Here is a 25,844-nt window from a genome sequence, read left to right as displayed (position 1 = left end):
TTTTGGGGGCACATCAGCGGCGATGGGGAGCCGCCGATATTCAAGGATTCATTTGTTCTTACGCCAGGTATCACTCAGGGTGAAGCCAGTCGGGAACGGATCAGTGCGATCAAGGACGTACTGGTGGAAACCAGTGATCCAGGCACTGCCGGTGATGTTGGGGCGAATACCCTGGCGATCACCGATAGTCAGCGTCTCGGCAATCTCACCGATAAACTCGGTGCCAATGATCGATTCATGGATCAAACGCTCGCCCGGCTTGATCTGACCGCGCGCATGCATAACCGCGAGACGAGCGCTAGTGCCAGTACCGCACGGCGAACGATCAAGGCGGCCAGGGGAAACAATTACACCATTGCGCGAACGCTTGCCCTCGGGGTCGTCCCGCACGGGGCCGGCGAACAGGGTCTGGTTGATGGTATGGATCTCCGGATTCTCCGGATGGACAGCCGGCACCTGTTCGGCCGCGGCGGCCTTGATGTTCTCACCGACGCTCACCAGATCTGCGGCTTCATCCGGGCTGATGGAGAAGCCCAGAGCCTGGGCATCGGCCAGCACGTAGATCATGCCGCCGTAGGAGACATCGACCTTGAGGGTGCCAAGGCCAGGAACCTCGATGAACTTGTCCAGTGCGAAGACGAAGCACGGCACGTTGGAAAACTTGACGCTGACGCACTTGCCGTCCTTGCACTGAGCCTCGACACGGACCAAACCGCCAGGGGCCTCCAGCGTCAGACGAGTGACGGGCTCCTGCATCGGGATCATGCCGGTTTCCAGCAACGCCGTAACGGTGCAGATGGTATTGGTGCCGGACATGGGCGGGTAGAACTCGGACTCCATGATCACGAAGCCGGCGTCTGCTTCCGGGTTGGAGGAAGGCAGCACCAGGTTGACGCACTGGGTAACGCTTCCACGAGGCTCCTGGAGGAGCATCTTGCGAATGTCGTCCGCCTGGGTTTCGAGGTACTTCATCTTGTCGAAGATGGTGTTGCCGGGGACGTCGAGAACGCCACCAGTGATGACGTCATTCCGCTCACCGGCTGCGTGAACGCCTACAACGTTGATCATTCGCTTGAAATTCATGGCTCAACTCGTCAGTTGAAGTGAATACGGGTATCTACCAAATCCGCTCCAACACCGGCGCCACGATGATCCGTGACGCCGGTGCTCGGTATTCAGTCCAGAGTGTTGGGCAGTACCGGAGTGCGCGCGCCGAGCTTGATGAAGGTCGATTTCACCTCCATGAATTCAAGCAGCCCATCCACGCCATTCTCGCGGCCGTAACCGCTCTGCTTGTAACCACCGAACGGCATTTGCGCCGCGCTCTCCAGGTAGGTGTTGACGAACACAGTGCCGCTCTGGAGCTTGCGGGACACATTGAGCGCCTTGTCCACGTCCTTGGTCCACAGACCGTTGCCCAGGCCGTATTCGGTATCGTTGGCCAGCTCGATGGCTTCTTCCACAGTCTTGAAGGTAGTAACCGCCAGCACCGGAGCAAAGATTTCCTCACGGAAGATGCGATGGCTGGGCTTCACATTGGTGAAGATGGTCGGACCGACAAACAGGCCCTTGGCCAATTCGCCATCGGTCAAACGCTGGCCGCCGTATGCCAGCGTGGCGCCCTCCTCCTGGCCAATGCGGATGTATTCCAGCACGCTCTCCAGATGGCCCTCGTGGATCAGCGCACCGATCTGAACTTTCTCGTCCAGGGGCATACCAATCACGACCTTCTTCGCACGCTCCACCAGTCGCGAGACGAACTCGTCAGCCACCGATTCCTCGATCAGCAGTCGGGTACCGGCAACGCACTCTTCGCCCTGGTTGAGGATTACACCGAACAGCACGCCGTCGAGCGCAGCATCCAGGTCCGCATCGGCAAATACCACGTTGGCGGCCTTGCCACCCAGTTCGAGGGCTACGCGGGTAAGGTCCTGGGCTGCGGTGGCAGCGATCTGCTTGCCCACACGAGTGGAGCCAGTGAAGGAGATCATCGACACGTTCGGATGGCGAGTCAGACGCTCACCAACCACCGAACCCTTGCCGGTGACGATGTTGATGATGCCCGCCGGCAGGCCGGCCTCGGCAGCCAGTTTGGCCACTTCAAGAGCAGTACCGGAGGTCAGCTCGGAGGGTTTGATCACCACCGGGCAACCGGCAGCCAGCGCATAGGGCAGCTTCTGGAACAGGCACACCATGGGGAAGTTCCACGGTACGATCAGGCCAACAACGCCGCGCGGCTCGCGAGTGACCAGGCCGAGCTTGTTCTCACCCAGGTGAGTGTGAGCCTCACCGGGAATCTGCCAGGCCAGGGACGCAGCAAAACGGGTCAGCTCCGCCGACCAGAGCACTTCACCCTTGGCATAGACGATGGGCTTGCCCACCTCTTCCGCTTCGATGACCGCCAGACGATCCGCATCACGCTCGATCAGGTCGGCCCACTTGTTCAGCAGGCGAGCACGTTCGGAGGCTGGCACGTTGGACCAGGCACCGGAGGTATGCACGCGATGGGCGTGCTCAACGGCCGCATCGACGTCCTTCTCGGTACCCGCTGCAAACTTGGCGAGCAGTTCGCCGTGAGCCGGAGAGGTGCGCTCGATGTAGGCACCCGAGGAAGGTGCCTGTTCCGCGCCGTTGATCCAATGCTGATAGCTTCTAGTCATGAGGTTGGTCCCGCAGTTGATCTGCAATGTATACGTTTACAATTTGAGGTTCGAAAAACGAGCTGTCAAGCGCCAATGAGCCCGACTGACGGGCTGCCGGAAGATCCGGGAAGCTCGGCGGTAATCGACAGGCACCCAGCACTCATCGTCTCGTCCCTTACCAGGCGGTGTAGCCGCCATCGACGGTGAACATCGCACCGGTGGCGAAGCTCGAATCGTCGGAGGCGAGGAACAGGATCATGTTGGCGATGTCGGTCGGCTCACCCATCTTGTTCAGCGGCGAGCGCGCTTCCAGGCCCTTCTTGAAAGCCACCGGGTCCGGCACCTGCTCGAACATGCGGTCGTAGTAGCTGGAGGCGATCACACCCGGTGCCACGCTGTTCACCCGCACTCCTTCCAGCGCATGATCCAGGGCCATGGCGCGGGTCAGCGCAGCCACGCCACCCTTAGCGGCGACATAGGCGGCGCGATCCTTGATGCCGACCACGGAGATGGTCGAGGCCAGGTTGACCACCGCACCGCCGCCGCGACGAACGATTTCCGGGATGGCGTACTTCGAGCAGAGGAACACGCCCTTCAGGTTGACGTCGACCACCTGGTCCCAGGTGTCCTCTTCCAGGGTCACCACGGTGCCCAGGGTGCCGAAGCCGGCGTTGTTGACCAGGATGTCCAGGCCACCGAAGTGGCCAACAGCCGCCTCGACCATTGCCTTCACCTGCTCGGCATTGGCCACATCAGCCTGCACCGCCACGGCTTGCTCGCCAATGGCATCGGCTACTGCCTGCGCCTGCTCAATATTGCGGTCGGCAACTACGACCTTGGCACCCTGTTGAGCGAAAAGCTTGGCGGTGGCCTCGCCGATACCAGCACCGGCACCGGTGATCAGTGCGATTTTGTTCTTCAGCTTCATGACTGATGCTCCCTTGGAACTAAATGTCGAACATTGGTGTTGTAGATCCGCCCTGGCAGCGCCTGGACGAAGAGATAACTCATATCCTCAACCAATCGACCGCAGCCGATGGCGACTCCTGCTGGCCCTCAGGTCGGCAGGTAATAGGATGCGTTGGACTTGGGCAGGGGCGCCCGGCCCCGAATGTGATCCGAAAGCTTCTCCGCCATCATGATGATCGGCGCGTTGAGATTGCCGCTGACGATCTCCGGCATGATCGAGGCGTCGATGACACGAAGGTTTTCGGTTTCGTGTACGCGCCCCCAGGCATCCACCACGCTGTTGGCGTCGTTGCCCATGCGGCAGGAACACGAGGGGTGATAGTTGGTACCGGCCAGCGCACGCAGGCTCGCAAGGATCTGCTCGTCGCTGCTGACACCCGCACCCGGAGTTACTTCCTCGCCGCGATAAGGGTCCCAGGCCTGCTGCGACACCACGTGACGAATCGCCTTGACCGCGGCAATTGCGTCTCGCTTGTCCTCTTCGGTGGAGAGGAAGTTGAAGCTGAACTTGGGTGCCGCTAGCGGATCGGCCGAGCCCAGCCAGACACGTCCCGTACTGGTCGGACGCATCAGGCTGAAGAAGTACTGGAAGCCGTTCTCCAGCTGGACGCTGCCATGTTGGAACTCGCCCAGCATAGGGATGAACTCGAACTGAACGTTCGGGACTTTCACGTCATCATGGGTACGGATGAACGCTCCAACCTCAAAAAAGTTGGTAGCCCCCAGGCCCTTCTTGAACAGCGTCCAGAGCAGACCAAGCTTGGCTTTACCGAGCGGGGTGAGTTGCTTGGCAATGGAGACGTTCTGGGTCGCCCGGAATTGTACCGGCGAAGCGATGTGGTCCTTCATGCCCTCACCGACGCCTGGCAAATGCACGACACTCTTGATCGAGAACTGCGACAGGTGATCCGCATTGCCGATCCCTGAAAGTTGCAGCAGATGTGGGGAGTGGATAGCGCCGGCACACAGGATGGCTTCCTTACCCACTTCCACTACGTAGGGTTGCCCTTGGCGCACATAGTGGACTCGCACTGCACGCTTGCCCGCGAACTCGATTCGAGTGACCTGCGCACGATCAAGAACATGCAGGTTCAAGCGATCAGCGTTGGTATGGATGTATGCCTGGGAGGTGCTCCAGCGAATGCCTTTGTGGACATTGCGCTGAGTTATGTGCACACCTTCCTGCCGGAAGCCGTTGTGATCATCCACCCGTTGATAGCCAGCCTGAACACCAGCATCGAGGAAGGCGTGATAAAGGGGGTTGTCCGCTTTGCACGTCTCGATGTGCATCGGGCCATTCCCACCACGGTAGGCGTCCTCGCCTTTGTCGAACGTCTCAGCCTTACGGAAGTACGGCAGGCATTCGGCGTAGCTCCAACCCTCAAGCCCCATAGCCCCCCAGTTGTCGTAGTCCCAGGGATTGCCACGCACCCAGTTCATCCCGTTGATGGAGCTGGAGCCACCCAGAACACGGCCACGCGCTTCGTAGATGGTGCGATTTCCCAGTTCCTTCTCGGGTTCGGAATGCATGTACCAGTTGAAACGATCACTCATCAGCGGGAAGCCAAGCGCAGCCGGCATCCGGATGTAGAGACTCTGGTCGGAGGGACCGGCCTCAAGCATCAAGACGGAGCTACTGGTGTCTTCCGAAAGACGGCCCGCCACGACGCTGCCAGCAGAGCCTGAGCCGATGACGATGTAGTCGTAGGTTTTCTGGATTGCCCGCCCGTTGATGTCACGCATGATGTCACCCAAGAAGTCCGCCGTTCATCGAAGAAACGGCATCTAGTAAACGTTTACAGAGAATGACAGGATCTTAGTAAAAATGAAACAGGGACAACTCACTCGGAACCAACCAGTGATCTGGTACTTTACAAAGGTTAGATTCCCGTTCTATTGAGAAATCGTCCCTGACGAGGTCTTTGCCGTGAGGTAATGGTTGGCCAAGGCCGTGACCGCCACTGCGCGCAAGATCGTCATCCCGTTCTACAACGCGATGCGTTTCGATATGGCCTATCAGGATCTTGGTGCCGATCACTATGAGCAGCGGTACCGCGAGCGCGTGATCAAAGGCCTGCACCGTCGGGCAAGAACGCTTCGAAGCCATCGAGACACTCCTTCTTTGGGAGGGAAGAGTCTCCCGATCTCGTTTACTCGACCTGTTCCACATCCATGAAACGCTGGCCAGCCGGGACATTGCCGGCTTCAGAGCTGAATACCCGAACGCCTGTGAGGCAGAGACAAGCAGCAAAAGCTATGTGAGTGCGGCGAACCTTCAACCGACACTGACGCGCGGCGTGTTTAGCGAGTACCAGCGGCTTATCGGAGCTGCTGGATCCCTGGATGCGATTTCCGCCGGCGTCCCTTTTGAGAGCTCGCAACTCGATGCCACGGCCATTCTCCCCACACCGTTTTCGCGGCTTCATCGTGCGATGCGTCTGGGGCTCTGCGTGAAGCTGGTGTATCGCTCGATGAACAACCCAGAGGCTCACGAACGGCTGATTCGTCCCCACTCGTTGATTCAAGCGGGACCGCGATGGCACCTGCGGGCCTACTGCGAGAAAGCGGGTGATTATCGGGATTTCAACCGGGGGCGGATCTCGGCCGTCAGCCTGGCGGACGATCGGATGTTGCCGGGCGTCGAGCAGGATCAAAACTGGCACCGAATGGTTTCGGTGCGCTTGGTCCCGCACAGAGGCCTCTCCGCCGAGCAGGCGCAAATGGTGCGCGAGGAATACATGGGGGGACCACTGCGATCGTGTTCAATGTCCGGGCATCCCTCGCCAAATACGTAATCCAGTCGTTCCGGGCTGCGGTCGACCCTGAGCGTGAGCGTGCGCCGGAGCATTTGCTCATGCTGCAGCAGCCAATTGATCTGCCCAAGGAAGCGCGGTGGCAGGAGTAGGAGCTTTCTCATTCCACATTGGCCTCGCGAGGAACTATGTGGCTGAAGCAAATTACCGCCCGGCGTATCCTCTGGCTCGCATGTCTGCTCTGAACTCACTCGCTGGAGTTCGCGCGGGGCTCACACCAGGCATGTGATGGCCTTGGTAATGCGACGTGCCCACACGCGATCTCCATCGAACCGACTTTGTGATTGCTCAGACCAATCTTTATGACGCTTCTTGATGCCACCCTCGCGCTGCTGTTGGTGGCAAAAATTCACGGGACTGGCGCTGCCGTGAAGGCGACGGCCAAGCGTTGCGTAAAATTGCTGCCACGCAGTAAGCGAGCTGTTTTCTTCCAGGTCGTTGAAAGTCGCCATCCGCTTGCACTCGTGAAATTTCTAGCGCAGGGGTTGTAGTTGACCCGCTTAGGTTTGGACGAAGCACGTGTGCCATTAGCCCATGTCGGATATTCCTGTGAGTCGTTACCAGACTTGACCGCGTCCTTGAGCTGAACTTGACTTGCGCTGGCGCGCGTTCTGGCAATTGGCCATCAATTGAGTTGTCCAAGGAAAGGCAGGCCGAGCGCATATCTCATTGGCGTTCACCACCGAGCGGTGTCGAGCGCGATGTTCCGATCCAGAGGGCTCATTGGAGGAGCAGGATATGGGCAATCGAGTTAGTTCGGCTCTTGTCACCGCGTGCGCTGCGCTCATCGCTGGATGCGCAGGAATTACCGTCACCAAGGCACCCTCGCTCGACTCCACGGCCCAGATGCAAGGCGCGCCCTGGAACATGGCCATGACGCGTTTCACGGTCACAATTACGCGCCATATCACGCAGTGCGGCCCAACTATCAAAGGCAAGGTCGAGACGCTGGCGTCGGCTAGTACGGTTGCCGATCCCGAGCAGCGTTTCCTCCTGACATCCAACGGTTGGTTCGCCACCAGCGACATCAAGTCCACACTTTCAACCGGGGGGTACAATACCGCTCTGAACGCGGAAACGGCGGATGCGACAGCGGCGGTCATTGGTAATGTGATCGGGACCGCGGCGCAGATTGCGATCGCTTTTGCTGCAGCTGGTGCCGCAGGGCAAAAACCCGCTGTGGTTGGGCCAAGCGAGATTTGCTCTGCGGCGCTCAAGACGGCGGTCGACACGCTTTACCCCGCTGGCGGGACCCCACTTAAGAAGACTGTGGACGAGGCCACCGCGACCTTGGCGCAGAAAACCGCCGACGTTGCTGTTTTGTCTGCACAAGCCTCTGCAAACAAGGGCGACAAGGACCTCAAGAAGAAGCTCGTCAAGGCGCTCGGTGAACAGGAGACCGCGCGAATTGACCTGGAGAAGTTCCAAAGCGATTTCGCTGGCGCGGTGAAGGCCTCGACCAACATTCAGACGGTGACTTGGCCTGATAAATCTTCCGAGTTCCACACGAGCAAGCCCTTCTCGATCAATCAGAGCGTGCTGGATAAGTGGCTTGTGACGGGTGTCGATGGACCCAACGCCACCAAACAGCTCGGTGTCCACCTGGCTTTGTACACACAGCCGGTAGGGGGCAATTGGAACGCACCGCCAGTTGCGACGGATGCCAACGTGAAACTCGGTCTTCCGGTTCGGCTGCCTCGCACCGCTATGTTGGCGATGTGCACCGGTAAGCCCTGCCCAGCCAGTTTCACCGCTGGGCAATCGCTGGCAGAAAGCCAAACCGTCGCCGAGTTTGCCGTGCTTCAGGTCGGCCCTGCCTATGCATTGCCGATTTCAGGCGGCGCATTCCGATCCGAGAGTGCGGCCATCACGCTCGACGCCAATGGCGCTCCGACTGTACTGCAAACCACGCAAAAGGTTGCCGCCGCCTCGGCACTTACCGGTGCCACCAAGGATGCGGCGACGCAAGTGGCGGCGCTACCTGCCGGGCTGCGCGCTGCTGAGCTTGCGAAGACCAAGGCGGAAATCGATCAGGCTAACGCGGATATCGCTCTCCAAACCGCAAAGCAGACAGCAGGCTTGCAGGGGCAGACCGGCACTCTCAACGCCCAGACAGCGTTGATCAATGCGCAGGTGGCCAACTCGGCGGCCCAGCAGAACGCTTCCATCCAGGGCTTCCAGCAGCAAGCGGGTAGCCTCAATGCGCAAGCTTCGGTCATGCAGGCCCAGGCCGTTCTCGCGACCGCTCAGGCGAACTCCCAGGTGGTGGATCAGACCAGCGCACTGGGGGCGCAAACTACGCTCATCAACGCCCAGACGGCGCTGCTAAACGCTATGAACGCAAAGGTTAAAGCTCAGACGCAGTCGCTGCCCTAGTGCCATGACGCGCTATTACCTGCAAAGGATTGCCCCATGATGCCTCTCACCTATCCCAGTGATCAGCAGGAAGCGGAGCTTCGTGAACAGGCGGAGCGCTTGCGGGCTGCTTACGCAACCTTTGCCAAACCGACACCGGAGCCCTACGAGCCGTCGAAGTGGAAGGAACTAAAGGGCTATGTCGAATTCGCGCTGGAGCGTCCGCCCAAAGCCTACGATTTGCGTGAGCACGTATCGATCCCGCCCGTAAAATTCCAGGGTGGCTGCAACAGCTGCACGAGCTTCGCGGCAGCGGCGGCCATAGAGATCGCGACGATCATCACGTACGGCACGCAGGCACCCGATGTTGCCGCGCAGCATATGCACACGTGCGTTGTGCATCGTGGAAACAACAACCCAAAGGAGATTTGCTCTTTCGGAATTGAGCCTCGGCGATTGCTGATGCTCCTGGAGGAAATCGGGTATGCAGTCTCGCTTTCCGATGCGACTCCCTTCCCGTCGATGTCCTGTCCTGCCGTCGGCATCTACGCCACATTGCAGGGATTCTCTGACGTACCGTTAGCGGCCGCGCGAACTCGCCTCACACAAGAGCCGATTGTCACCGACATGTATGTTTGGGATGACTTCTTCGACTACACCACGAATCGTGCGCCAAGCTATTCGCCGAACATGGCCCTAGGTGTGCCGAGGCTGCATTCTGTATGCGTGGTGGGCTACACGCCGGATGCATGGACGATCAAGAACAGCCTCGGCACCAATTGGGGGGATGGCACGGGGTTCGGCCGCATCAAAATGGGCACCTGCGGGCTTCTCACCGACAACCCGCCTGGTGAGTTGGCACCTAGACCGGCTTACACGGTGCAGGTCTGAGCGCATGAAGAACCGGGCCCATGCCCGGTTTTTACGCCGACGAACCGGCAGCGCGGCGCCACTCTCTTCGTAGATGCAGTGCAGTCTTCCAGTCGAGGTTGAGCAGAATGAATGCGCTTCGCACCACACAGCCCTATCGACCTGGTTTGATCAGCTACCCATACCGCCAGGACCGTCGCCGGAATCCCAATCATCGCCGCGGCGCCGCAAAGCCAGCGCAAGCGATTCTTTGAGCGGCTCCGCAGTGGGCTCGGGCATCTGGTATGAGCTGAAGCTGTTTACGAATCCTCTGAAATCGGAGAGCTTTCCGACCGGCCAAAACAATCCCTTCGAGTCTGCGATTACCGCTTTGAACGGCGCGTCATCACCCTCGCTTTCTGTACCCTTCTCCGCGAGTGCGCTGAGGTACTGAGAGATCTCATTCAGGCTCAACCCTGCGCCTTTACCGTAGAAAACCGATCCGAGCTTTGGTGCCTCGGCTACGAGATCTGCACGGCCCTCTTCTTGAATCGCGCGGTAATAGGGTAGGCATCGCAGGTCGAGGTGATGCAGCTGGGCAAATGGCTTATCCACATGGTCGCCACCGATTTTCGAGCGCGGGAAGACCATGAAATGGCCGCGCTCAGAGAGCCCGATCAGGTCCTGCCAATCATCGCGTACATACGCGATCGCATTGAGTAGGTCGTGAACGCGCTTGCTCTTCTCTGTGTAGAAAAGCGAGGCTGCGGATTTGAATTCGAGCAGGAAGTAGCGCCGACCGACGCTGGTGATGACGTCGCCAGCAGCTGCCTCAGCGTTGCCATCAAGCTTGATCATGAGTCCCGGCGGTCGAGCGAGGTGCGTCTTCACGGTGCTGGTCGAATGCTGAATCTTGTGGATCCACTGCATGTCCCTGAACGCCAGGATGAGCGTGTCTTCCCAGGGCCTGTCTTTCGAGGTGGTGTCGTCGGTCATCGTTCTCTCGTTGCGGATGATGCTGCTGCAGTCGAGCGCTCAGTAGCGCAGATCTTCCCTGCACAGCCCTATGGTCGGGTGCGCTTCAGGTACTTGGTTGACATGTAACCTTCAATCAAGACGCCGTCCTTCTTGTAAAGGACGTTTAACCAGGTACGGTCCTCTTTTCCCAGCACAGCAACCAGATCCCCTTTGTTGAGCTGGATGAGTGCTTCTGCCTTCATCGAAGGTCCGGCGCGCAGGTTCACACGATCGCCTTTGACCAGCCGGTAGTCGCCAGGCTTACCGCTCAACTGGACTCGGAGTTCCTTGCGCAATTCCGCCAAGACTCCGTTGGGCGGCAACCGGCCAAGGATGTCGGCCAGCCCCTCTCGCGCGACATTCCAGTTCACCAGCACCTGGAGCAGCATCAGAAGGAAAAACCAAACCCATGTAGGAATGGAGTTGGATGCAATAGGCAGCGTGGGACTGGTAACCGTGGTGACGGTAACGCTGGGGTTCTGAGCAGTCGTGGGACTGGCAGTTGTGATCGTAGGGGTACCGAACTCAGTCGCTTCGAATCCGTGGAGATGGACGTGCTGGGTCGGTGGTTTCGGAGCATCCTGCTGCAGGCGTGTCGTAAGTGCGCTTACAAAGCTGTCCACGGACTCCGAGGAAATCGAGGCGGCGAAGATGCCGGCCAGCGTCGATTCAAAGTTACCCTGTGGAGCCCCGCCGGCTTCCTCGATGCCCTTGTGGAATTTTGGGTTCTTCAGCAATTGCCTGATGGCGGCGGACGCCAAGCGCTGGGCTGGCCTGGTGAAGCTGTCGTCGGAGTAGTAGTAGTGATAGTGCTTGGACAGCGTTTTCTCTGCGCCCTCATTGGTACGCAGGGAAGCGCTCAAGCGCGAAATCGAATTCAGGACCAGCGCTACCGTATCCACGTCGAGATCCCGCATGGAGGTAGTACCGCCCAGCAGCGACGTTATCGTTCTGTGATCATCCATTCGCCGTTGTCTCCTCCGTGATTCGCCCGTAGCGCGAGCCGCCGATGGCTTGGGATTGCTGTTGTATTTCGGGGGCTTTGCAAACTATGGATTTTCACATAGTTGCGCATAAAGCCAGCGGAGAGCTACTGACTAAATAAGGGCGTTGATTGCGTGCGGATCACAGCCACATTTACCTCATGGTGAGGTGAGTTTTTTCTCGGGATTTTTCCGGAAATAACGATGCCGCAGATGCGAAAGTCTCGCGCGAAGGCCAATGGGCTCGAGGGGTGGATAGAAACGATAGGCGCAGCATAATCCTGGCAACAGCTAACCCGCGCATCTCTCTTCCATCGCAATCGCTATCGGGGCCCCATCGATTCATCGATTCGCGGCTCCGATACGGGCTCGATTAGCTCGGGGAAATTGTTCCGGGTGTTGCCGACATCTGTGGTGACGGGATAAGCAGCGAGGTCCTGGCGGCTGAGGGCAATGGCGCTATGAACTTGTTCGGTCGTGGTGTCGGGAGACAGCCAGAGATCGAACTGCTCCGGCGCCAGGATGACCGGCATACGGTGGTGAACGGCTGCCACCGGACCGAGGGCATCTTTGGTCAGCAAGGCGCAGGAAAGTACCTCCTCACCATGCGTATTGCACCAGGTGGACCAGATGCCGGCAACCGCCAGCACTGAGTTATCCAGGGCATGGTGGTAGTACGGCTGGTTGACCTTGCGGCCGGAGCGGCTCCATGTGTGTTGTCGCTCATTCCATTCGTACCAGCCCTGCGCCGGCATCAGGCAGCGATGAGTGCGCAGACTTTCACGCCACATGGGTTTCGCCGCTGCTTCCTCGCTGCGCGCGTTGAAGCCGAAAGCTGGCGGCTTTGGTTGTTTCCACCAGAAAGGAATCAGACCCCAACGCGCCGCGCGCAGCTCGAGTTCGCCCTGTTGGTCCAAGCGTAGCAACGGCACCTGGGTGGTCGGTGCCACGTTGAATGATTGGACCCAGCCGCCCGAATTCCGAGCGCCGATATGCCAGTAGTCTTCAATCGCTCGATCTGATGGGCTCACGTACCGGCCGCACATACCCTTTGTCCTCCGCTCGTCACCCTTCCCATTGTAGGAAATGGCCGTCGTCTATTACTGTAATTATATACAGTAGTATGGTGATGAGCCTTTCCCATTACTTTGGATGTTGTTGCGCGCCTAGTCGCACGTAGTTGCCGACTCCCGCTCTATTCGTTTCGCGTGCCGGCCGGCTTTCCCTCTCCCGCCCAGGATCACCTGGAGCGGACTATTTCGCTCGATGAGATCCTGAACATTCGAGCGCCCCAGACTTACCTGGTTCGATGCGCGGGAGACAGCATGGTCGGCGCCGGCATTCATGACGGCGACCTCATGGTGGTGGATCGCTCGAAGCAGGCGGTACCAGGCGACATCGTGATTGCTGCCGTGAATGGCGAGCCGACGGTGAAGCGGCTGAAGAAGGACGGTGAGCAGTGGGTCCTCTGTCCGGAGAATCCTCGATATGCCTCACGCTACATCTTGGAGGGGGACGAGTTGCTGTTCTGGGGCGTGGTCGACTACAGCATTCGTTGCCATGGCAAGCGCTGATCACTCCAGGGCCATCGCCCTGATCGACTGCAACTCGTTCTATGCCAGCTGTGAGCGGGTATTCCGGCCTGACCTCGTGCGCACGCCCATCGTCGTGCTGTCGAACAATGACGGCTGCGTGATTGCGCGCAGCGCGGACGCCAAGCCATTCGTGAAGATGGGCGAGCCATACTTCCAGATCAAGAACACCCTGCGCCGCCATGGCATCCTGGCCTTCTCCAGCAATTACGCGCTCTACGGCGACATGAGTGAGCGGGTCATGACGCTGCTCGAGGAGATGGCACCGACGGTGGAGATCTACAGCATCGACGAATGCTTCGCCGACCTGACGGGGTTGCCGGGTGACCTGGTGCGCGTTGGCCGCGAGATGCGTGCTCGGGTACTGCGCTGCACGGGTATCCCGGTTGGGGTCGGCATCGGCAGCTCCAAGACTCTGGCCAAATTAGCGAACTATGGCGCGAAGAAATGGCAGCAACAAACCGGCGGTGTACTGGATATCCGCGATCCTGCACGGCGTGATCGATTGCTCAGGATCTGCGAGGTGAGCGATGTGTGGGGCATTGGCCGGCGCATGACCGCGCACCTCAATGAGATGGGAATCAAGACTGCCTGGGACCTGGCCCACGCCGACGCCTGGACACTGCGAAACAAGTTTAGCGTGGTGGTAGAGAAGACTGCACGCGAGCTGCGCGGCATCGCTTGCCTGGAACTGGAAGACGCTGCACCACCGAAGCAGGAGATCTGCTGCAGCCGGATGTTTGGAAAACGTCTGCACGACTTAGCACCGATCCGCGAGGCGGTGGCTACCTATGCGGCGCGGGCCTGCGAAAAGCTCCGTGCTCAGGGCTCAATGTGCAAGCAAGTACGCGTGAGCATCCGCACCGGCATGTTCAATCCAGACGAACCCAAGTTTGCCAAGGGCGTGGCGGTGGAGTTGCCTTACCCCACCGACGACACTCGCCTGATCACCAAGGCCGCGGCGGAGGGCCTGGAGATCGTGTACCGACCCGGCTACGCCTTCAGAAAGGCCGAGGTGCTGCTGATGGATCTGCGACAGCCTGGCGAGTTCACTCTCGATCTGTTTGCCCCGGTCCAGTCTGAACGGGCCAGCAAGACCATGGCCGTGATGGATGCCATTAACTCGCGATGGGGGCGTGGAACGGTCCGACCAGGTGGCGTGCCCGCAGCGCCGGACTGGGGCATGCGGCGAGAACTGATGAGGCTGAGCTATACAACCCGCCTCGATCAGCTCTGGGAGGTCGGCAGACACGACCAGAAAATGTGAAATTAAATGCGAAGGAGACTGTTGGCCGCGTCATCGGAAAGCCCGATTTAGACACCTTGCTAGCGCTGGATAAATGCGAAGGCTACCGAGGCCCGTTCTGAGTGTTGGATCGCGGCCATGAACAGCCGCTTCTGGCCGGCAAGACCCGATCGGCCAATCGATTTGTTACCAGCAAATCTAGCCATCCGACCTAATCATTAGCGAAAAACGCTTGTTTAGCTGTCCAGCTAAACAAGCCTTAACAGCTAAAGAAAGCGGCCATCGCCATGCTGCCAATGGTCCCCCACGGCAGAGGTGATCGATGGAAAGGGCTGTGAACGAGCCCCTTGAAACACAGGACACCGTTTCCCCCTTACCATAAGGGATAGGCACCCCGTTAAGTTGATGCCTCAGCCAAGCGTCTGAACTCCCGAGGTGAGCGGTAGTTCAGTGCGCTGTGCGGATGTTCCTCGTTGTAATGCTCGAAGGCGATGGCCAGGTTGCGCAGGGCCGTCGCTCGGTCGGGCTTGGGCATGTGGCGGATATAGTCGCGCTTCATGGTCTTCACGAAGCTCTCCGCCATCCCGTTGCTCTGTGGGCTGCACACCGGTGTTGTCAGAGGTAGCAGGCCGATCTGCCGGGCAAAGGCCCGGGTCTGTTCGGCGGTATAGGCCGAGCCGTTATCGCTCAGCCATTGCACCGGCGCCGCAGGCAGCTCGCTACCGAAGCGTTGCTCGACGGCTTCCAGCATCACGTCGCGGACATCGTCGCCACTGTAGCCGTGTGGGCTGGCTACCCAGCTGATGGCTTCGCGGTCGCAGCAGTCCAGAGCGAAGGTCACGCGCAGTTTGTCACCATCCTCGCAGCGGAACTCGAAGCCATCCGAACACCAGCGGGTGTTGCTTGTATCCACGGCGACACGACCTTCGTGACGCCGCGCCACACCCGGCTGCTTACGCCGGCGTTCCAGCAACAGATCGTGATCACGCATGACGCGGTAAACCCGCTTCACGTTGACCGGTGGCAGGGCCTGTTGCTCATGCTGCCGACGCAACAGACCCCAGACCCGACGATAGCCATAGCTGGGCAGGGCGCCGACTGCCTGCTGGATCTGCTCGACCAAGGTCACATCGTTGAACGCTCGGCGCCGACGAGGCCGCAGCCCTGGAGCGGGTTGTTTGAGTCGAGCCGTCAATTGCGAGCGCGCCACACCGAGACTCTCACTGACCACCTTCACTGGTCGTCCCCCGGCAACAAGGGTGAGTGCGCAATCCATTTTCGCGAGCGGGCGATCTCCACCGCTTCCTTGAGGATCTCGGCCTCCATGGTCTTCTTGCCCAGCATCCGTTGCAGTTCGCGGATCTGCTTCAGCGCATCGGCCAACTCGGAGGCGGGCACCACCGCTTCACCGGCACTGACCGCCGACAGGCTGCCGTCCTGGTAGAGCTTGCGCCAGTGGAACAGTTGGTTGGGGTTGATGCCGTTGCGCCGGGCCACCACCGAGACGCTTTGCCCGGGCTCGAGACTCTCGCGCACCATGGCCAGTTTTTCCTCGACGCTCCAGCGGCGCCGCCGCTCCTGGCCGAGTACTTCGATGGTTTTGTCTTTGCTGGTAGTCATAAACACAGTCGTTTGCCGGTGCGCGTACAGATCTGCAACTGGTAGGCATGTATAAAAGGGGCCCAATGGGCCCCTAGGATTTATCCGCCAACTGAATATGAGTCGCTGCCTGACGTAATCTGAAAGTTGGCACCGGAGATCTACTCCTTGATACCCCTCAAGCGTAGAGAACGCCGCCGCATGACCTCAATTGCGACCAGAAGCAACACGGAGCCGAGTATGAGCAAGGTGGCGGCCGCAAGGATGGTCGGGCTGATCTGCTCGCGCATGCCCGACCACATTTGCCGTGGGATGGTGCGTTGCTCCACACCACCTAGGAACAGCACGACTACGGCCTCATCGAACGAAGTGACCAGCGCGAACAGGGCTCCCGAAATGATCCCCGGTCGAATGATCGGAAAGGTGACCCTGAAGAAGGTGTAGGCCGGTGACGCACCAAGGCTGGAAGCAGCGCGAGTCAGAGAATGATCAAATCCGACCAGGGTCGCGGTGACGGTGATGATCACGAACGGAATGCCCAACACCGCATGCGCCAGGATGATACCCAGGTGGCTCTGGGCAATGCCGAGCGTGCTGTAGAAAAAGTACATTCCCGCGGACGAGATGATCACCGGAACAATCATCGGCGAGATAAGTGTCCCCATCAGCAGGCCTTTGAAGGGCAGGTTCGACCGACTCAGTCCTAGAGCTGCCAGGGTTCCCAATCCCGTTGCAATAGCGGTGGAGCAGACCGCAATGAGCAGGCTGTTCTTGAAGGACAACAACCACAACGGGTCCTCGAGCAACTGGTGATACCAGCGCAGTGAGAACGCGTCGGGATCGAGGCTGAGCATCCCGCTGGTGAAGCTGAAGTACGGCTCAACGTTGAACGACAATGGCGTGACGACGAGGATCGGCAACACGAGAAACAACAGAACCAGCGAGGCGAAGCCACGAACGCTGTAGAACCACATGCGCCCCAGCGGGCCGGTGTAGCTTGGAAGGCTCATCTTGATTACCCCAGTTTCATGTTGCTGATGCCGACGACACGGTCATAGAGCCAATAGAGCAGCAGAACGATCATCAGCAGGATGCTGCCGATGGCGGCGGCCAGGCCCCAGTTGAGGGAGGTCTGCATGTGGTAGGCGATGAAGTTGCTGATGACTTGCCCCGTGCGCCCACCGACCAGAGCTGGAGTGATGTAGTACCCGATGGCCAGGATGAACACGAGGATGCCGCCAGCGCTCAGTCCAGGCAGCGACAGCGGGAAATAGATGCGGAAGAAGGTACGGAACGAGCTGGCCCCCATTGAGTGCGCGGCCCGGATGTAAGTGCTGTCGATGCTTTTCATCACGCTGTACATCGGCAGCACCATGAACGGCAGCAAGATGTGCGTCATGGCAATCACGGTGCCCCACATGTTGAACATGAGGTCGAGCGGCTGTCCGATGAGGCCGAGCTTGAGCAGCGTGCTGTTTAGCACCCCATTGGACTGCAGGATCACCATCCAGGCGGTGGTGCGGACCAGCAACGAGGTCCAGAACGGCAGCAGCACCAGAATCATCAAGACATTGCTGATCTTTGCCGGCAGCGTGGCGAGCATGTAGGCCAGCGGGTAGCCCAAGATCATGCACAGCACGGTGATGCCGAATGTGATGGCCAGGGTCTTCAGTAGCACATCGACGTAGATCTGCCTGGACTCAGGCTGCCGTACCACATTGCCGCGGTCGTCATACTGGAGGTCGAGTGCGGACAGATAGTGGATTGCGGAGTAAGCCGGCGCCATGCTCTTGAGCTGGGTCCAGGTGTCCAGCTTGCCCCAGCGACCGTCGATCCTCATCATGCTGGAGGCATAAGCGCCCTGTAGCGGCGGCGCCTTACCCAGTTCACGCGCTGTTTTACTGATCAGGCTCTTCAGTCCACTTTTGACACGATTCAGGTCCGTGCCGACGCGGTCGAGTTGCTGTTCCCGCGCAAGGCTCAGCATCTCCTTGCCTAGCACGGAGAACACCTGCTCCGAGGGTATTGCTTCACCGTCCCAAGCCTGCAGAGCCTGCGTGGTTTGCGGCATGTAGGTCGACATTGTGGTGTTCTGAACGCTGCGGATCAGCATGTTGCCGATCGGCAAGAGGAAGAACACTACGATGAACGCCAGCAACGGCAGGACCAGGAGGAATGACCGGGTCTTGTTGATGCGCTCTGCCTGCGCAAGCTTGTTCTTCAGGCTCGCCTGGCCGAGTTCCACGCTCACAGCGTCGAGTGTCGGATTCACTGGGTACGAACTGCTCATTTGAAGCTCCGGAGAGATACTGGAATGCAGGGGGAAACGGGTCAGGCGTCCAGTGCCCGGCAGTCCTCAACGGCCCAACCAACGTAGATCCTTTCGCCCAGGCTCGGGCAGGCCATGCCGGCAGCATTCACTACTTTGACAATGAACTCCTGGTGCCCGGCCAACTCCAGTCGTGCGCGTAGGTGATCGCCGTGATAAATCACTTCCAGGATGCGTGCAGGCATGCGGTTCTCGCACTCCCACTGCCCCGGATTGATCAGGATCCGCTCCGGGCGAATCGACAGCGTGGCCGGTGCACCTACGCCCGCCACCTTTACCGCTAGCGCTTTCACCATGTGTTCACCAACCCGCACGGTGCAGTATCCGTCCTGCTGCTCGACAACCTCGCCGTGTAGGCGATTGTTCTCGCCGATGAAGCTAGCGACGAAAGCGGTCTCCGGCTTCTCGTAGAGATCTGACGGGTTGGCCAGTTGCTGCACGATGCCCTCGTTGAACACAGCGATGCGGTCGGACATGGTCAGCGCCTCACTCTGATCGTGGGTGACGTACACCACCGTGATGCCCAGTTGCTTGGAGAGACGCTTGATCTCGTACTGCATCTGCTCGCGCAGCTGCTTGTCGAGCGCGCCGAGAGGTTCGTCCATCAGCACCAGACGCGGTTCGAAGATTAACGCGCGAGCCAATGCCACTCGCTGCTTCTGTCCGCCGGAAAGCTGGGCCGGCATACGGCTGCCAAGCTTGCCCAGCGCGACCATGTCCAAGGCCTTGCGGACCCTCTCCTGGATCTCGCTGCGGGATAGGTTGCGCACCTTCAGCGGGAAGGCCAGGTTTTCCTCGATGGTCATGTGCGGGAACAGCGCGTAGTTCTGGAAGACCATGCCGATGCCACGCTTCTGCGGGGCGATGTCGTTGACCGGCTTGCGGTCGATGCAGATCTGCCCGTGGGTGACAGTCTCGAATCCCGCCAGCATCATCAGGCAAGTGGTCTTGCCTGAGCCCGACGGCCCGAGCATGGTGACGAACTCACCTTGCTCGATCTCCAGATTGAAATTTTTCACGACGAGCGACTCACCGTCGTAGCTCTTCTGGACATTGCGGAAGCTGACAAAAGATTGTGAATCCATGGATGCACCTGTTTCTTGTTCGAATAGCGTGTGGATATCTGCTGCCGGTGCACATACCGTTTCGCATAGCGCTGATCTTGCTTGGGCGGAAGACGCCCATCCCCAGTAGGGCAACGCCCTACGTCGGGAGTGGATGGGGAGCAGTGTCAGCTCGTCGCGAAAAAGGCTTGGCTACACAGCGGATGGCCGAGCTGCTTCAGCCCGACCAGCCTCACCGGTCAGTTAGCCTGCGTGCTATGGAGCCCGGTTATTTCGCCAACCAAGCGTTGAAGCGCTCGTTCAGCTCATCGGCGTGATCGCCCCACCATTCGGAGTCAACCTGCAGCGCCGTGGCGAAGTTCTCGGGGCTGGTCGGGAGGTCTGCCTGGACTTCAGGGCTGACGAGCTTCTGGGCGGAGTAGCGCGTCGGTCCGTAGGGGATGTAGTTAGACTGATCAGCTAACACCGAGCTCTGAGTGGCGAACTTGAGGAAGTCGAACGCCTGCGCCTTATTCGGATTACCTGCAGGCATTACCCAGGCTTCCATGTCATAGACCTGGCCATCCCAAACGATCTTGAAAGGCTGATTTTCTTTGCGGCTTGCGATCACGATACGACCGCTGTAGGCGGACGCCAGGCTGACTTGGCCGTCGGCCAGCAACTGCGGCGGCTGTGCCCCCGCCTCCCACCAGACAACCTGATCTTTGATGGTGTCGAGCTTTCGGAAGGCTCGCTCCAGGCCTTCCTCGGTCTCCAGCGTCGCGTAGACCTGGTCACGCGGAACTCCATCAGCCATCAGCGCCCACTCCAGGTTTACCTGCGGAGCCTTACGGAGCGCTCGCTTTCCGGGGAACCGCTGGACATCGAAGAAGTCCTTCAGACTGGTTGGTTTCTCACCTGGGAAGGCGTTGGTGTTGTAGGCGACCACTGTAGACCAGACATAGCTGGCAACGCCGCATTCACTGAGTGCGCCGGGAATGAAATCTTTCTCCGCAGGAGTTCCGTCGGGTGCCGGAGCCAGGGTCTTCGGGTCGATACGTTCAAGGAGTCCGGTGCTGCAGGCCCGGTAGACGTTCAGCAGCTCCGCGTCGACCACGTCCCAAGTCACCTTTTGGCTGTCAACCTGGGTTTTGATGGGAGCGATGCCACCGGAGTAGTCCTCGGAGATCACTTTGATACCCGTAGCCTTGGTGTACGGCTTATGGGCCGACTCCACCTGTGCTTCGGCGAGGCTGCCGCCATAAGAAACCACGGTAAGCGCTTTTTCGGCAAACGCAGAAGTGCAGGAAAGGCTTGCAATCAACAACGCAGTTGCTCGATACATGATATTTACCCCTATTATTCTATGAGATGGAGCTTTAAAAGTTTCTTGGAACACATGCTTGTATTTCTACCAACACCTCGTCGATCTAGATAAACAATTTCTCATTGGCAGACTTCAGGAGAAATCTTCAACTAACCAACCACTTTCAAAAGTTCTCCTCTCGACTCTCCAAGAAGCGACCGCGACTTACTTTCAGCGAAAAAAACGGCGCGCGGAAGCAATAAAAAAAGGGGCAAAGTCCCAATTTTTTTTATGACACACCCCGGTGAATAGAGCGCCTCACGGTGGCCAGCCCGCTATCAGTCAACCCTGGTGACCGCCGAAAATCTGACGCCAGCTTTCCATGACGGATGGCAGGTTCTCACGCTAGGACGAGTGCTGATGGAAATCGCAAAATCCACTAAAAATATGAGTTGCCATCAAAAGCATGAGAAACCAAAACCTCTAAAAACAAAAAAGCGGACTACGCAAGTCGCGTAATCCGCTAAATTAGGTCGTCCAACCTAAGCCGTTACATTTTCGCCTTTAACTCCAACGCGGCGACCAACCGAAGACCTATCTTCTGCAACCGTATGTTCCGCAACTGCAATCTCGGGATTCAACTCGATGATATGTGCAGGTATATCCCCGTAGTCCTCGCGCATCCATTTGAACAAGCCATACATCTTGATGGCCAGTACGACGACAAATGGAATTGCAGCCAAGGTCACCACCGTTTTCAACGTATGCAGGGGGGCGTTGATGTAGAGCATCGCGAGCGGAATGGCGGCGAGCATCAAGCACCAGAACAACCGGAGTTTCGGTGAAGGGTCTTCCCCTTCCTGGAGGTTTCGAGTGCTGGTCGCTGCAACCGAGAAGGCGACCGCATCCAGGTGCGAAGCCAGGAAGACCAGCATCAGCAGGAAGTAGCCGGCCGCCAAGAACTTGCCAAATGGCAAGCTCGCCAACAACATGGAAACCACTGCCTCCCCACCCGAAGCATCGAGCAAGGAAGGAGAGTCGATGACGCCAGTGAGAAACTGGTGAATGGCAAAGCTCTGCAGGCTGCCGAAGAAGAGCCAGCATCCACCGCAGCCACCCAGCACCATGGCAAAGACTACCTCCCTGATTTTGCGTCCCTGCGATACCCGTGTGACGAAGAGCGCCACGCCGGGTGTGTAGGTGATCCAGTACAACCAATAGAAGACCGTCCATCCGCGCGCAAACTCTCCACTGCCTACCGGATCGGTTGCCAGGCTCATGTGAACGAAGTTCTGCAGCATGAGACCGATGCCGTTGGAGATGTTGTTCAATGTGAACGCTGTGGGCCCCAGGACCAAAACAACTAAGGCGAACACCAGGGTCAGTCCGCACGCTGCGTGCGCCAATCGCTGCATCCCCTCACCGATACCGATGTAGGAACTGAGGGAGAAGACCAATGTGACCATGATCACCAGCGAGGCTTTGAGGGCAAAACTGTCGGTCACGTCAAAGAGCATCGACAGGCCCTTCGCCACAGTGGACGACGAAAGCGTAATCGTCAGTACCAGGCCGCCGAAGGTGGATAACAGGAAGATCACGTCGATGCTACGACCGACCAGGCTGGTGGACTTCAAACCGGTTATCGCTTCCACCGCCGAGGACAAGCGAAGGCCTGGATTCTTGCGAACATGGAAGTGATAGGCCATCGCCAGGGAGGCAATGCCATAAATAGCCCAGGGCGTGATGCCCCAGTGAAAGAATGAGTAGGCAATGCTGTACTCGATCGCCTCCTTGCTGCGCGGCGCGATATCTAGCCCCGGGGTCATGTAGTAGTAGGTCCACTCCATGAAAGCCCAGTACATGGTTGCCGATCCCAGACCAGCGCAGATGAACATGAACACCCAACTGATATTGCTGTACTGAGGCTTTCCTTCGCCGAGCCGAATGTTCCCGTACTTGCTGCACGCAATCCAGGCGATGAGCAGCACGCAGAGGAAGCCGACCATTTGAACGGTGGAGCCGAAAAGACTGGTCGTCGAGACGAAAGCCTTGTCCGCGAGGATCAGTGACTGTTGGGGGAAGAGCATCAGGCCCGCGACGCTCAAACCGATTACCAGGATGCTGAACAGAATGAGTGGTACATCCATCCTGCTCTTGAGAGATGCAGAGCTTTTCGAGGTGGAATCAAGCATTACAACCTTTCCATTGTTCTTATAAGGTGAAACTTGAATCGGGTGACACAAGGTCACCAAGGCAAGGGTGATTGGGCAGCCCCTGCCTTGGTGCCGTGCCTTACTTCATCGTCGGCATGGAGAACTCGACGCCTTCACGCACACCGGACGACGGCCAACGCTGGGTCACGGTCTTACGGCGGGTATAGAAACGAACTGCATCCGGGCCATAGGCGTGCAGGTCGCCGAACAACGAACGCTTCCAGCCACCGAAGCTGTGGTAAGCCACCGGCACCGGCAGCGGGACGTTGATACCGACCATGCCGACCTTGATGTTGTCGGAGAAGTACCGAGCGGCTTCACCGTCGCGGGTGAAGATGCAGGTGCCGTTGCCGTACTCGTGGTTGTCGATCAGCGCCATGGCTTCTTGCATGCTGTTGACGCGAACAACCTGCAGCACGGGGCCAAAGATCTCTTCCTTGTAGCTGACCATTTCCGGCGTCACCCGATCGATCAGAGTGCCGCCCACGAAGAAACCGTTCTCGTAGCCTTCGACACAGGGCTGACGACCGTCGACCACAACAGTGGCGCCCTGCTCTTCCGCGCTGTCGATGTAGCCAATCACCTTCTGCTGATGCTGGCGGGTGATAACAGGACCGAAATCGTTCTTGCTGTCGGTGTAGACGCCGACTTTCAGGTTCTGCATGGCCGCCTGCATTTTCTCGACCAGCGCATCCGCAGCTGCATCACCCACCGCCACGGCGACCGACAAGGCCATGCAGCGCTCGCCGGAAGAGCCGAAGGCTGCCCCGAGCAGTTGGTTAACAGCGTTGTCCATGTCTGCGTCGGGCATCACGATGGCGTGGTTCTTGGCACCACCCAGCGCTTGGCAACGTTTGCCATGGGCAGTCGCGGTGGAATAGATGTACTCGGCCACCGGAGTCGAACCGACAAAACTCACCGCCTGAACGCGAGGGTCGCGCAGGAGGATGTCCACCGCTTCCTTGTCACCGTTCACCACGTTCAGCACACCATTGGGCAGACCCGCTTCTTGCAGCAGCTGGGCAATGAACAGGGTGGAGCTCGGATCGCGCTCGGAAGGCTTGAGGATGAAGCAGTTGCCGCTGGCAATCGCCATCGGGAACATCCACAGCGGCACCATCACCGGGAAGTTGAACGGGGTGATGCCGGCCACCACGCCCAACGGCTGGAACTCGCTCCAGGAGTCAATGTTCGGTCCAACGTTCTTGCTGTGTTCCCCCTTGAGAAGCTCGGCGATGCCACAGGCGTATTCGACGTTCTCGATGCCGCGCTGCAGCTCACCGGCGGCGTCATGGGAGATCTTGCCGTGCTCCTCACCAATCATCTGGCAGATGGTGTCGGCGTTCTTCTCCAACAGTTCCTTGAAGCGGAACATCACTCGGGCACGTTTGATCGGCGGCGTATCGCGCCAGGCCGGGAAGGCTGCTTCAGCCGCGGCAATCGCACAATCCACGGTCTGGGCGGTGGCCAGTGCGACCTGGCGGGAAACTTCACCAGTAGCCGGGTTGAAGACATCCTGGGTGCGCTTGGCGGCAGTTGTGATCTGGCCGTTGATCAGGTGGCCTACAGTGTTCATGAGCGGATTCCTCGTATGTTCAGACAGGTTCGAAAAGGGCGAAAGGACTTACCAGAGGCTGCGGTACAGCTCGACCATCTCGGCCTCGCTTGGTACGCGCGGGTTATTGCCAGGCGAGCCGGAGGCCAGCGCCTGACGAGCCATGGTCGGCATGAGCTCAAAGAACTGATTACGATCGATGCCGAACTGCGCCGGTGTTGGCACGTTCAACTCAGCGTTGATCGCCTCCAGTTCAGCGAGGAGCTTCTCAACAGCGATGTTGTCGCTGTCTGAGGCGGTAGCTACCCCCATCGCTCGCGCACAGTCGGCGTAGCGATCCCGGGCCGAGGGGATGGAGAACGCAGTAACAGCAGGCAGCAGCATGGCGTTCGAAAGGCCATGCGGCACATGGAAGAACGCGCCGATCGGGCGGCTCATTCCATGCACCAAAGCGACCGAGGCGGCCGAGAACGCCAAACCCGCCAGGGTCGAACCCAGCATCACCGCTTCACGTGCCGCGCGATCATCACCCTTTGCATAGACCCGACGCAGGTTCGGTCCGATCAGACGCATTGCGGCCAGCGCCTGTGCATCGCTGAACAGGTTCGCCTTCTTGCTGACATAGGCCTCGATGGCATGGGTCAGCGCATCGATTCCGGTATCGGCAGTGACCCTCGGAGGCAAGCTCAGGGTCAGCTCGAAGTCCACCAGTGCGGCCACGGGCATGAAGCCTGCCCCGACGCAGAGCATCTTCTCGTCGCTTTTCTCGTCGGTGATGATGGTGAAGCGAGTCACTTCCGAACCGGTGCCGGCAGTGGTTGGAATGGCGATGATCGGCAGACCGGCCTCGGTGACGTTGCGCGGGAACTTGTAGTCGCGCATTTCGCCACCGTGCTTGGCGAGGATGCCGATGGCCTTGGCACTATCGATCGGGCTACCGCCGCCCAGTGCGATGATGCTGTCGTAGCCACCACTCCGAGCGGTTTCGACACCTGCCTGGATTGAGGCAACCGTGGGTTCAGGTACGGTATCGGAGAAGACGTCTGCATACAGACCGGTATCGGCGAGGGCATTTTGAATGCGCCCGGCGTAGCCCAGTTCAACCATCATGCGGTCGGTAATGATCAGCGGGCGCATGCATCCCAGGCTGGCGAGGATCTGCGGGATCTGCAGGCTGGCCCCGGCTCCGGTCTGCAGAACGCGGGGGAGAATGCTTGAGTAAGTCATGATGAAATCTCTTTTCGCGGCATGAGCGAGCCCGCGAGCGGGCTTCGACGCTCGTTCTTAGAGAGGGTGAGGGCATCCTGGGGCGGTTCAGACCCGATACGAGGAA

At 59.0% G+C, this 25,844-nt stretch carries 22 protein-coding genes; 5 read left to right on the top strand and 17 right to left on the bottom strand.

The window, feature by feature from the left end:
• Positions 1-48: 48 nt before the first annotated feature.
• The 5 genes from TQ98_RS13255 to TQ98_RS27905 form a co-directional block, all read right to left on the bottom strand.
• The gene (locus tag TQ98_RS13255; RefSeq protein ID WP_044871380.1) at positions 49-1,083 is read right to left on the bottom strand and encodes a proline racemase family protein; all 1,035 of its coding nucleotides are present in this window, start codon (positions 1,081-1,083) and stop codon (positions 49-51) included.
• Between the two features lie 92 nt (positions 1,084-1,175).
• A complete protein-coding gene (locus tag TQ98_RS13250; RefSeq protein WP_044871381.1) occupies positions 1,176-2,660 on the bottom strand; it encodes an aldehyde dehydrogenase family protein in 1,485 nt (494 codons plus the stop codon).
• Between the two features lie 157 nt (positions 2,661-2,817).
• Positions 2,818-3,570, bottom strand: a complete 753-nt coding sequence (locus tag TQ98_RS13245) for an SDR family oxidoreductase (RefSeq protein ID WP_044870085.1) — start codon at positions 3,568-3,570, stop codon at positions 2,818-2,820.
• 128 nt (positions 3,571-3,698) lie between these two features.
• Entirely contained in the window at positions 3,699-5,354 is a 1,656-nt protein-coding gene (locus TQ98_RS13240) for a choline dehydrogenase (protein WP_044870144.1), read from the bottom strand.
• A 73-nt stretch (positions 5,355-5,427) separates the two neighbouring features.
• Positions 5,428-5,718, bottom strand: coding sequence for a hypothetical protein (locus tag TQ98_RS27905; RefSeq protein ID WP_044870084.1), 291 nt, complete (start codon positions 5,716-5,718; stop codon positions 5,428-5,430).
• Positions 5,719-5,869: 151 nt separating this feature from the next.
• Between TQ98_RS27905 and TQ98_RS13230 the strand changes: the two genes are divergently transcribed.
• Entirely contained in the window at positions 5,870-6,406 is a 537-nt protein-coding gene (locus TQ98_RS13230; protein WP_146036012.1) for a WYL domain-containing protein, read from the top strand.
• 230 nt (positions 6,407-6,636) lie between these two features.
• Here the strand turns inward: TQ98_RS13230 and TQ98_RS28320 are convergent, their stop codons facing one another.
• Complete coding sequence (locus TQ98_RS28320; protein ID WP_158249358.1) at positions 6,637-6,876, bottom strand: hypothetical protein; 240 nt, start codon at positions 6,874-6,876, stop codon at positions 6,637-6,639.
• 286 nt (positions 6,877-7,162) lie between these two features.
• Between TQ98_RS28320 and TQ98_RS13220 the strand changes: the two genes are divergently transcribed.
• Together TQ98_RS13220 and TQ98_RS13215 are read left to right on the top strand one after the other, a co-directional pair.
• Entirely contained in the window at positions 7,163-8,800 is a 1,638-nt protein-coding gene (locus tag TQ98_RS13220; protein ID WP_044870083.1) for a hypothetical protein, read from the top strand.
• 36 nt (positions 8,801-8,836) lie between these two features.
• Positions 8,837-9,670 (top strand): C1 family peptidase, encoded by an 834-nt coding sequence (locus tag TQ98_RS13215; RefSeq protein WP_242443117.1) that lies wholly within the window; start codon positions 8,837-8,839, stop codon positions 9,668-9,670.
• 150 nt (positions 9,671-9,820) lie between these two features.
• Here TQ98_RS13215 and TQ98_RS13210 read toward each other — a convergent pair whose 3' ends face one another.
• From TQ98_RS13210 to TQ98_RS13200, 3 genes are all read right to left on the bottom strand, one after another.
• Positions 9,821-10,624, bottom strand: a complete 804-nt coding sequence (locus TQ98_RS13210) for a hypothetical protein (protein WP_044870082.1) — start codon at positions 10,622-10,624, stop codon at positions 9,821-9,823.
• 68 nt (positions 10,625-10,692) lie between these two features.
• On the bottom strand, positions 10,693-11,610 hold the full coding sequence (locus TQ98_RS13205; protein ID WP_044870081.1) for an SH3 domain-containing protein: 918 nt from the start codon (positions 11,608-11,610) through the stop codon (positions 10,693-10,695).
• Positions 11,611-11,951: 341 nt separating this feature from the next.
• Complete coding sequence (locus TQ98_RS13200; protein WP_044870080.1) at positions 11,952-12,674, bottom strand: SOS response-associated peptidase; 723 nt, start codon at positions 12,672-12,674, stop codon at positions 11,952-11,954.
• A gap of 96 nt (positions 12,675-12,770) precedes the next feature.
• Between TQ98_RS13200 and umuD the strand changes: the two genes are divergently transcribed.
• Together umuD and TQ98_RS13190 are read left to right on the top strand one after the other, a co-directional pair.
• A complete protein-coding gene (gene umuD / locus TQ98_RS13195) occupies positions 12,771-13,202 on the top strand; it encodes a translesion error-prone DNA polymerase V autoproteolytic subunit (protein WP_044870079.1) in 432 nt (143 codons plus the stop codon).
• Positions 13,189-14,487: a Y-family DNA polymerase gene (locus tag TQ98_RS13190; protein ID WP_044870078.1), complete on the top strand. Its 1,299-nt coding sequence runs from the start codon at positions 13,189-13,191 to the stop codon at positions 14,485-14,487. Before umuD ends, TQ98_RS13190 begins: the two co-directional genes overlap by 14 nt.
• Positions 14,488-14,863: 376 nt before the next feature.
• Here the strand turns inward: TQ98_RS13190 and TQ98_RS13185 are convergent.
• From TQ98_RS13185 to TQ98_RS13150, 8 genes are all read right to left on the bottom strand, one after another.
• Positions 14,864-16,086, bottom strand: a protein-coding gene (locus TQ98_RS13185; RefSeq protein WP_197708597.1) for an IS3 family transposase whose coding sequence is annotated in 2 segments (ribosomal slippage) — positions 14,864-15,741 and positions 15,741-16,086 — 1,224 coding nt in all. Because the reading frame shifts where the segments join, the coding sequence is not laid out codon by codon here.
• 140 nt (positions 16,087-16,226) lie between these two features.
• Complete coding sequence (locus TQ98_RS13180; RefSeq protein WP_044870076.1) at positions 16,227-17,075, bottom strand: ABC transporter permease; 849 nt, start codon at positions 17,073-17,075, stop codon at positions 16,227-16,229.
• A 5-nt stretch (positions 17,076-17,080) separates the two neighbouring features.
• A complete protein-coding gene (locus TQ98_RS13175) occupies positions 17,081-18,355 on the bottom strand; it encodes an ABC transporter permease (RefSeq protein ID WP_044870075.1) in 1,275 nt (424 codons plus the stop codon).
• Between the two features lie 41 nt (positions 18,356-18,396).
• Positions 18,397-19,479: an ABC transporter ATP-binding protein gene (locus TQ98_RS13170; protein WP_052659123.1), complete on the bottom strand. Its 1,083-nt coding sequence runs from the start codon at positions 19,477-19,479 to the stop codon at positions 18,397-18,399.
• 247 nt (positions 19,480-19,726) lie between these two features.
• On the bottom strand, positions 19,727-20,782 hold the full coding sequence (locus TQ98_RS13165; protein ID WP_044870074.1) for an ABC transporter substrate-binding protein: 1,056 nt from the start codon (positions 20,780-20,782) through the stop codon (positions 19,727-19,729).
• Positions 20,783-21,285: 503 nt separating this feature from the next.
• Positions 21,286-22,935 (bottom strand): BCCT family transporter, encoded by a 1,650-nt coding sequence (locus TQ98_RS13160; RefSeq protein WP_044870140.1) that lies wholly within the window; start codon positions 22,933-22,935, stop codon positions 21,286-21,288.
• A 100-nt stretch (positions 22,936-23,035) separates the two neighbouring features.
• Positions 23,036-24,532, bottom strand: a complete 1,497-nt coding sequence (locus tag TQ98_RS13155) for a CoA-acylating methylmalonate-semialdehyde dehydrogenase (RefSeq protein WP_044870139.1) — start codon at positions 24,530-24,532, stop codon at positions 23,036-23,038.
• A gap of 48 nt (positions 24,533-24,580) precedes the next feature.
• A complete protein-coding gene (locus TQ98_RS13150; RefSeq protein ID WP_044870138.1) occupies positions 24,581-25,738 on the bottom strand; it encodes an iron-containing alcohol dehydrogenase in 1,158 nt (385 codons plus the stop codon).
• Between the last annotated feature and the right edge of the window lie 106 nt (positions 25,739-25,844).

Origin of the sequence: Pseudomonas sp. LFM046 (assembly GCF_000949385.2) — a bacterium.
Taxonomy (GTDB): domain Bacteria; phylum Pseudomonadota; class Gammaproteobacteria; order Pseudomonadales; family Pseudomonadaceae; genus Metapseudomonas.
Note: the sequence above shows the minus strand (reverse complement) of the source record. Positions and strands in the feature narration are given on the sequence as shown.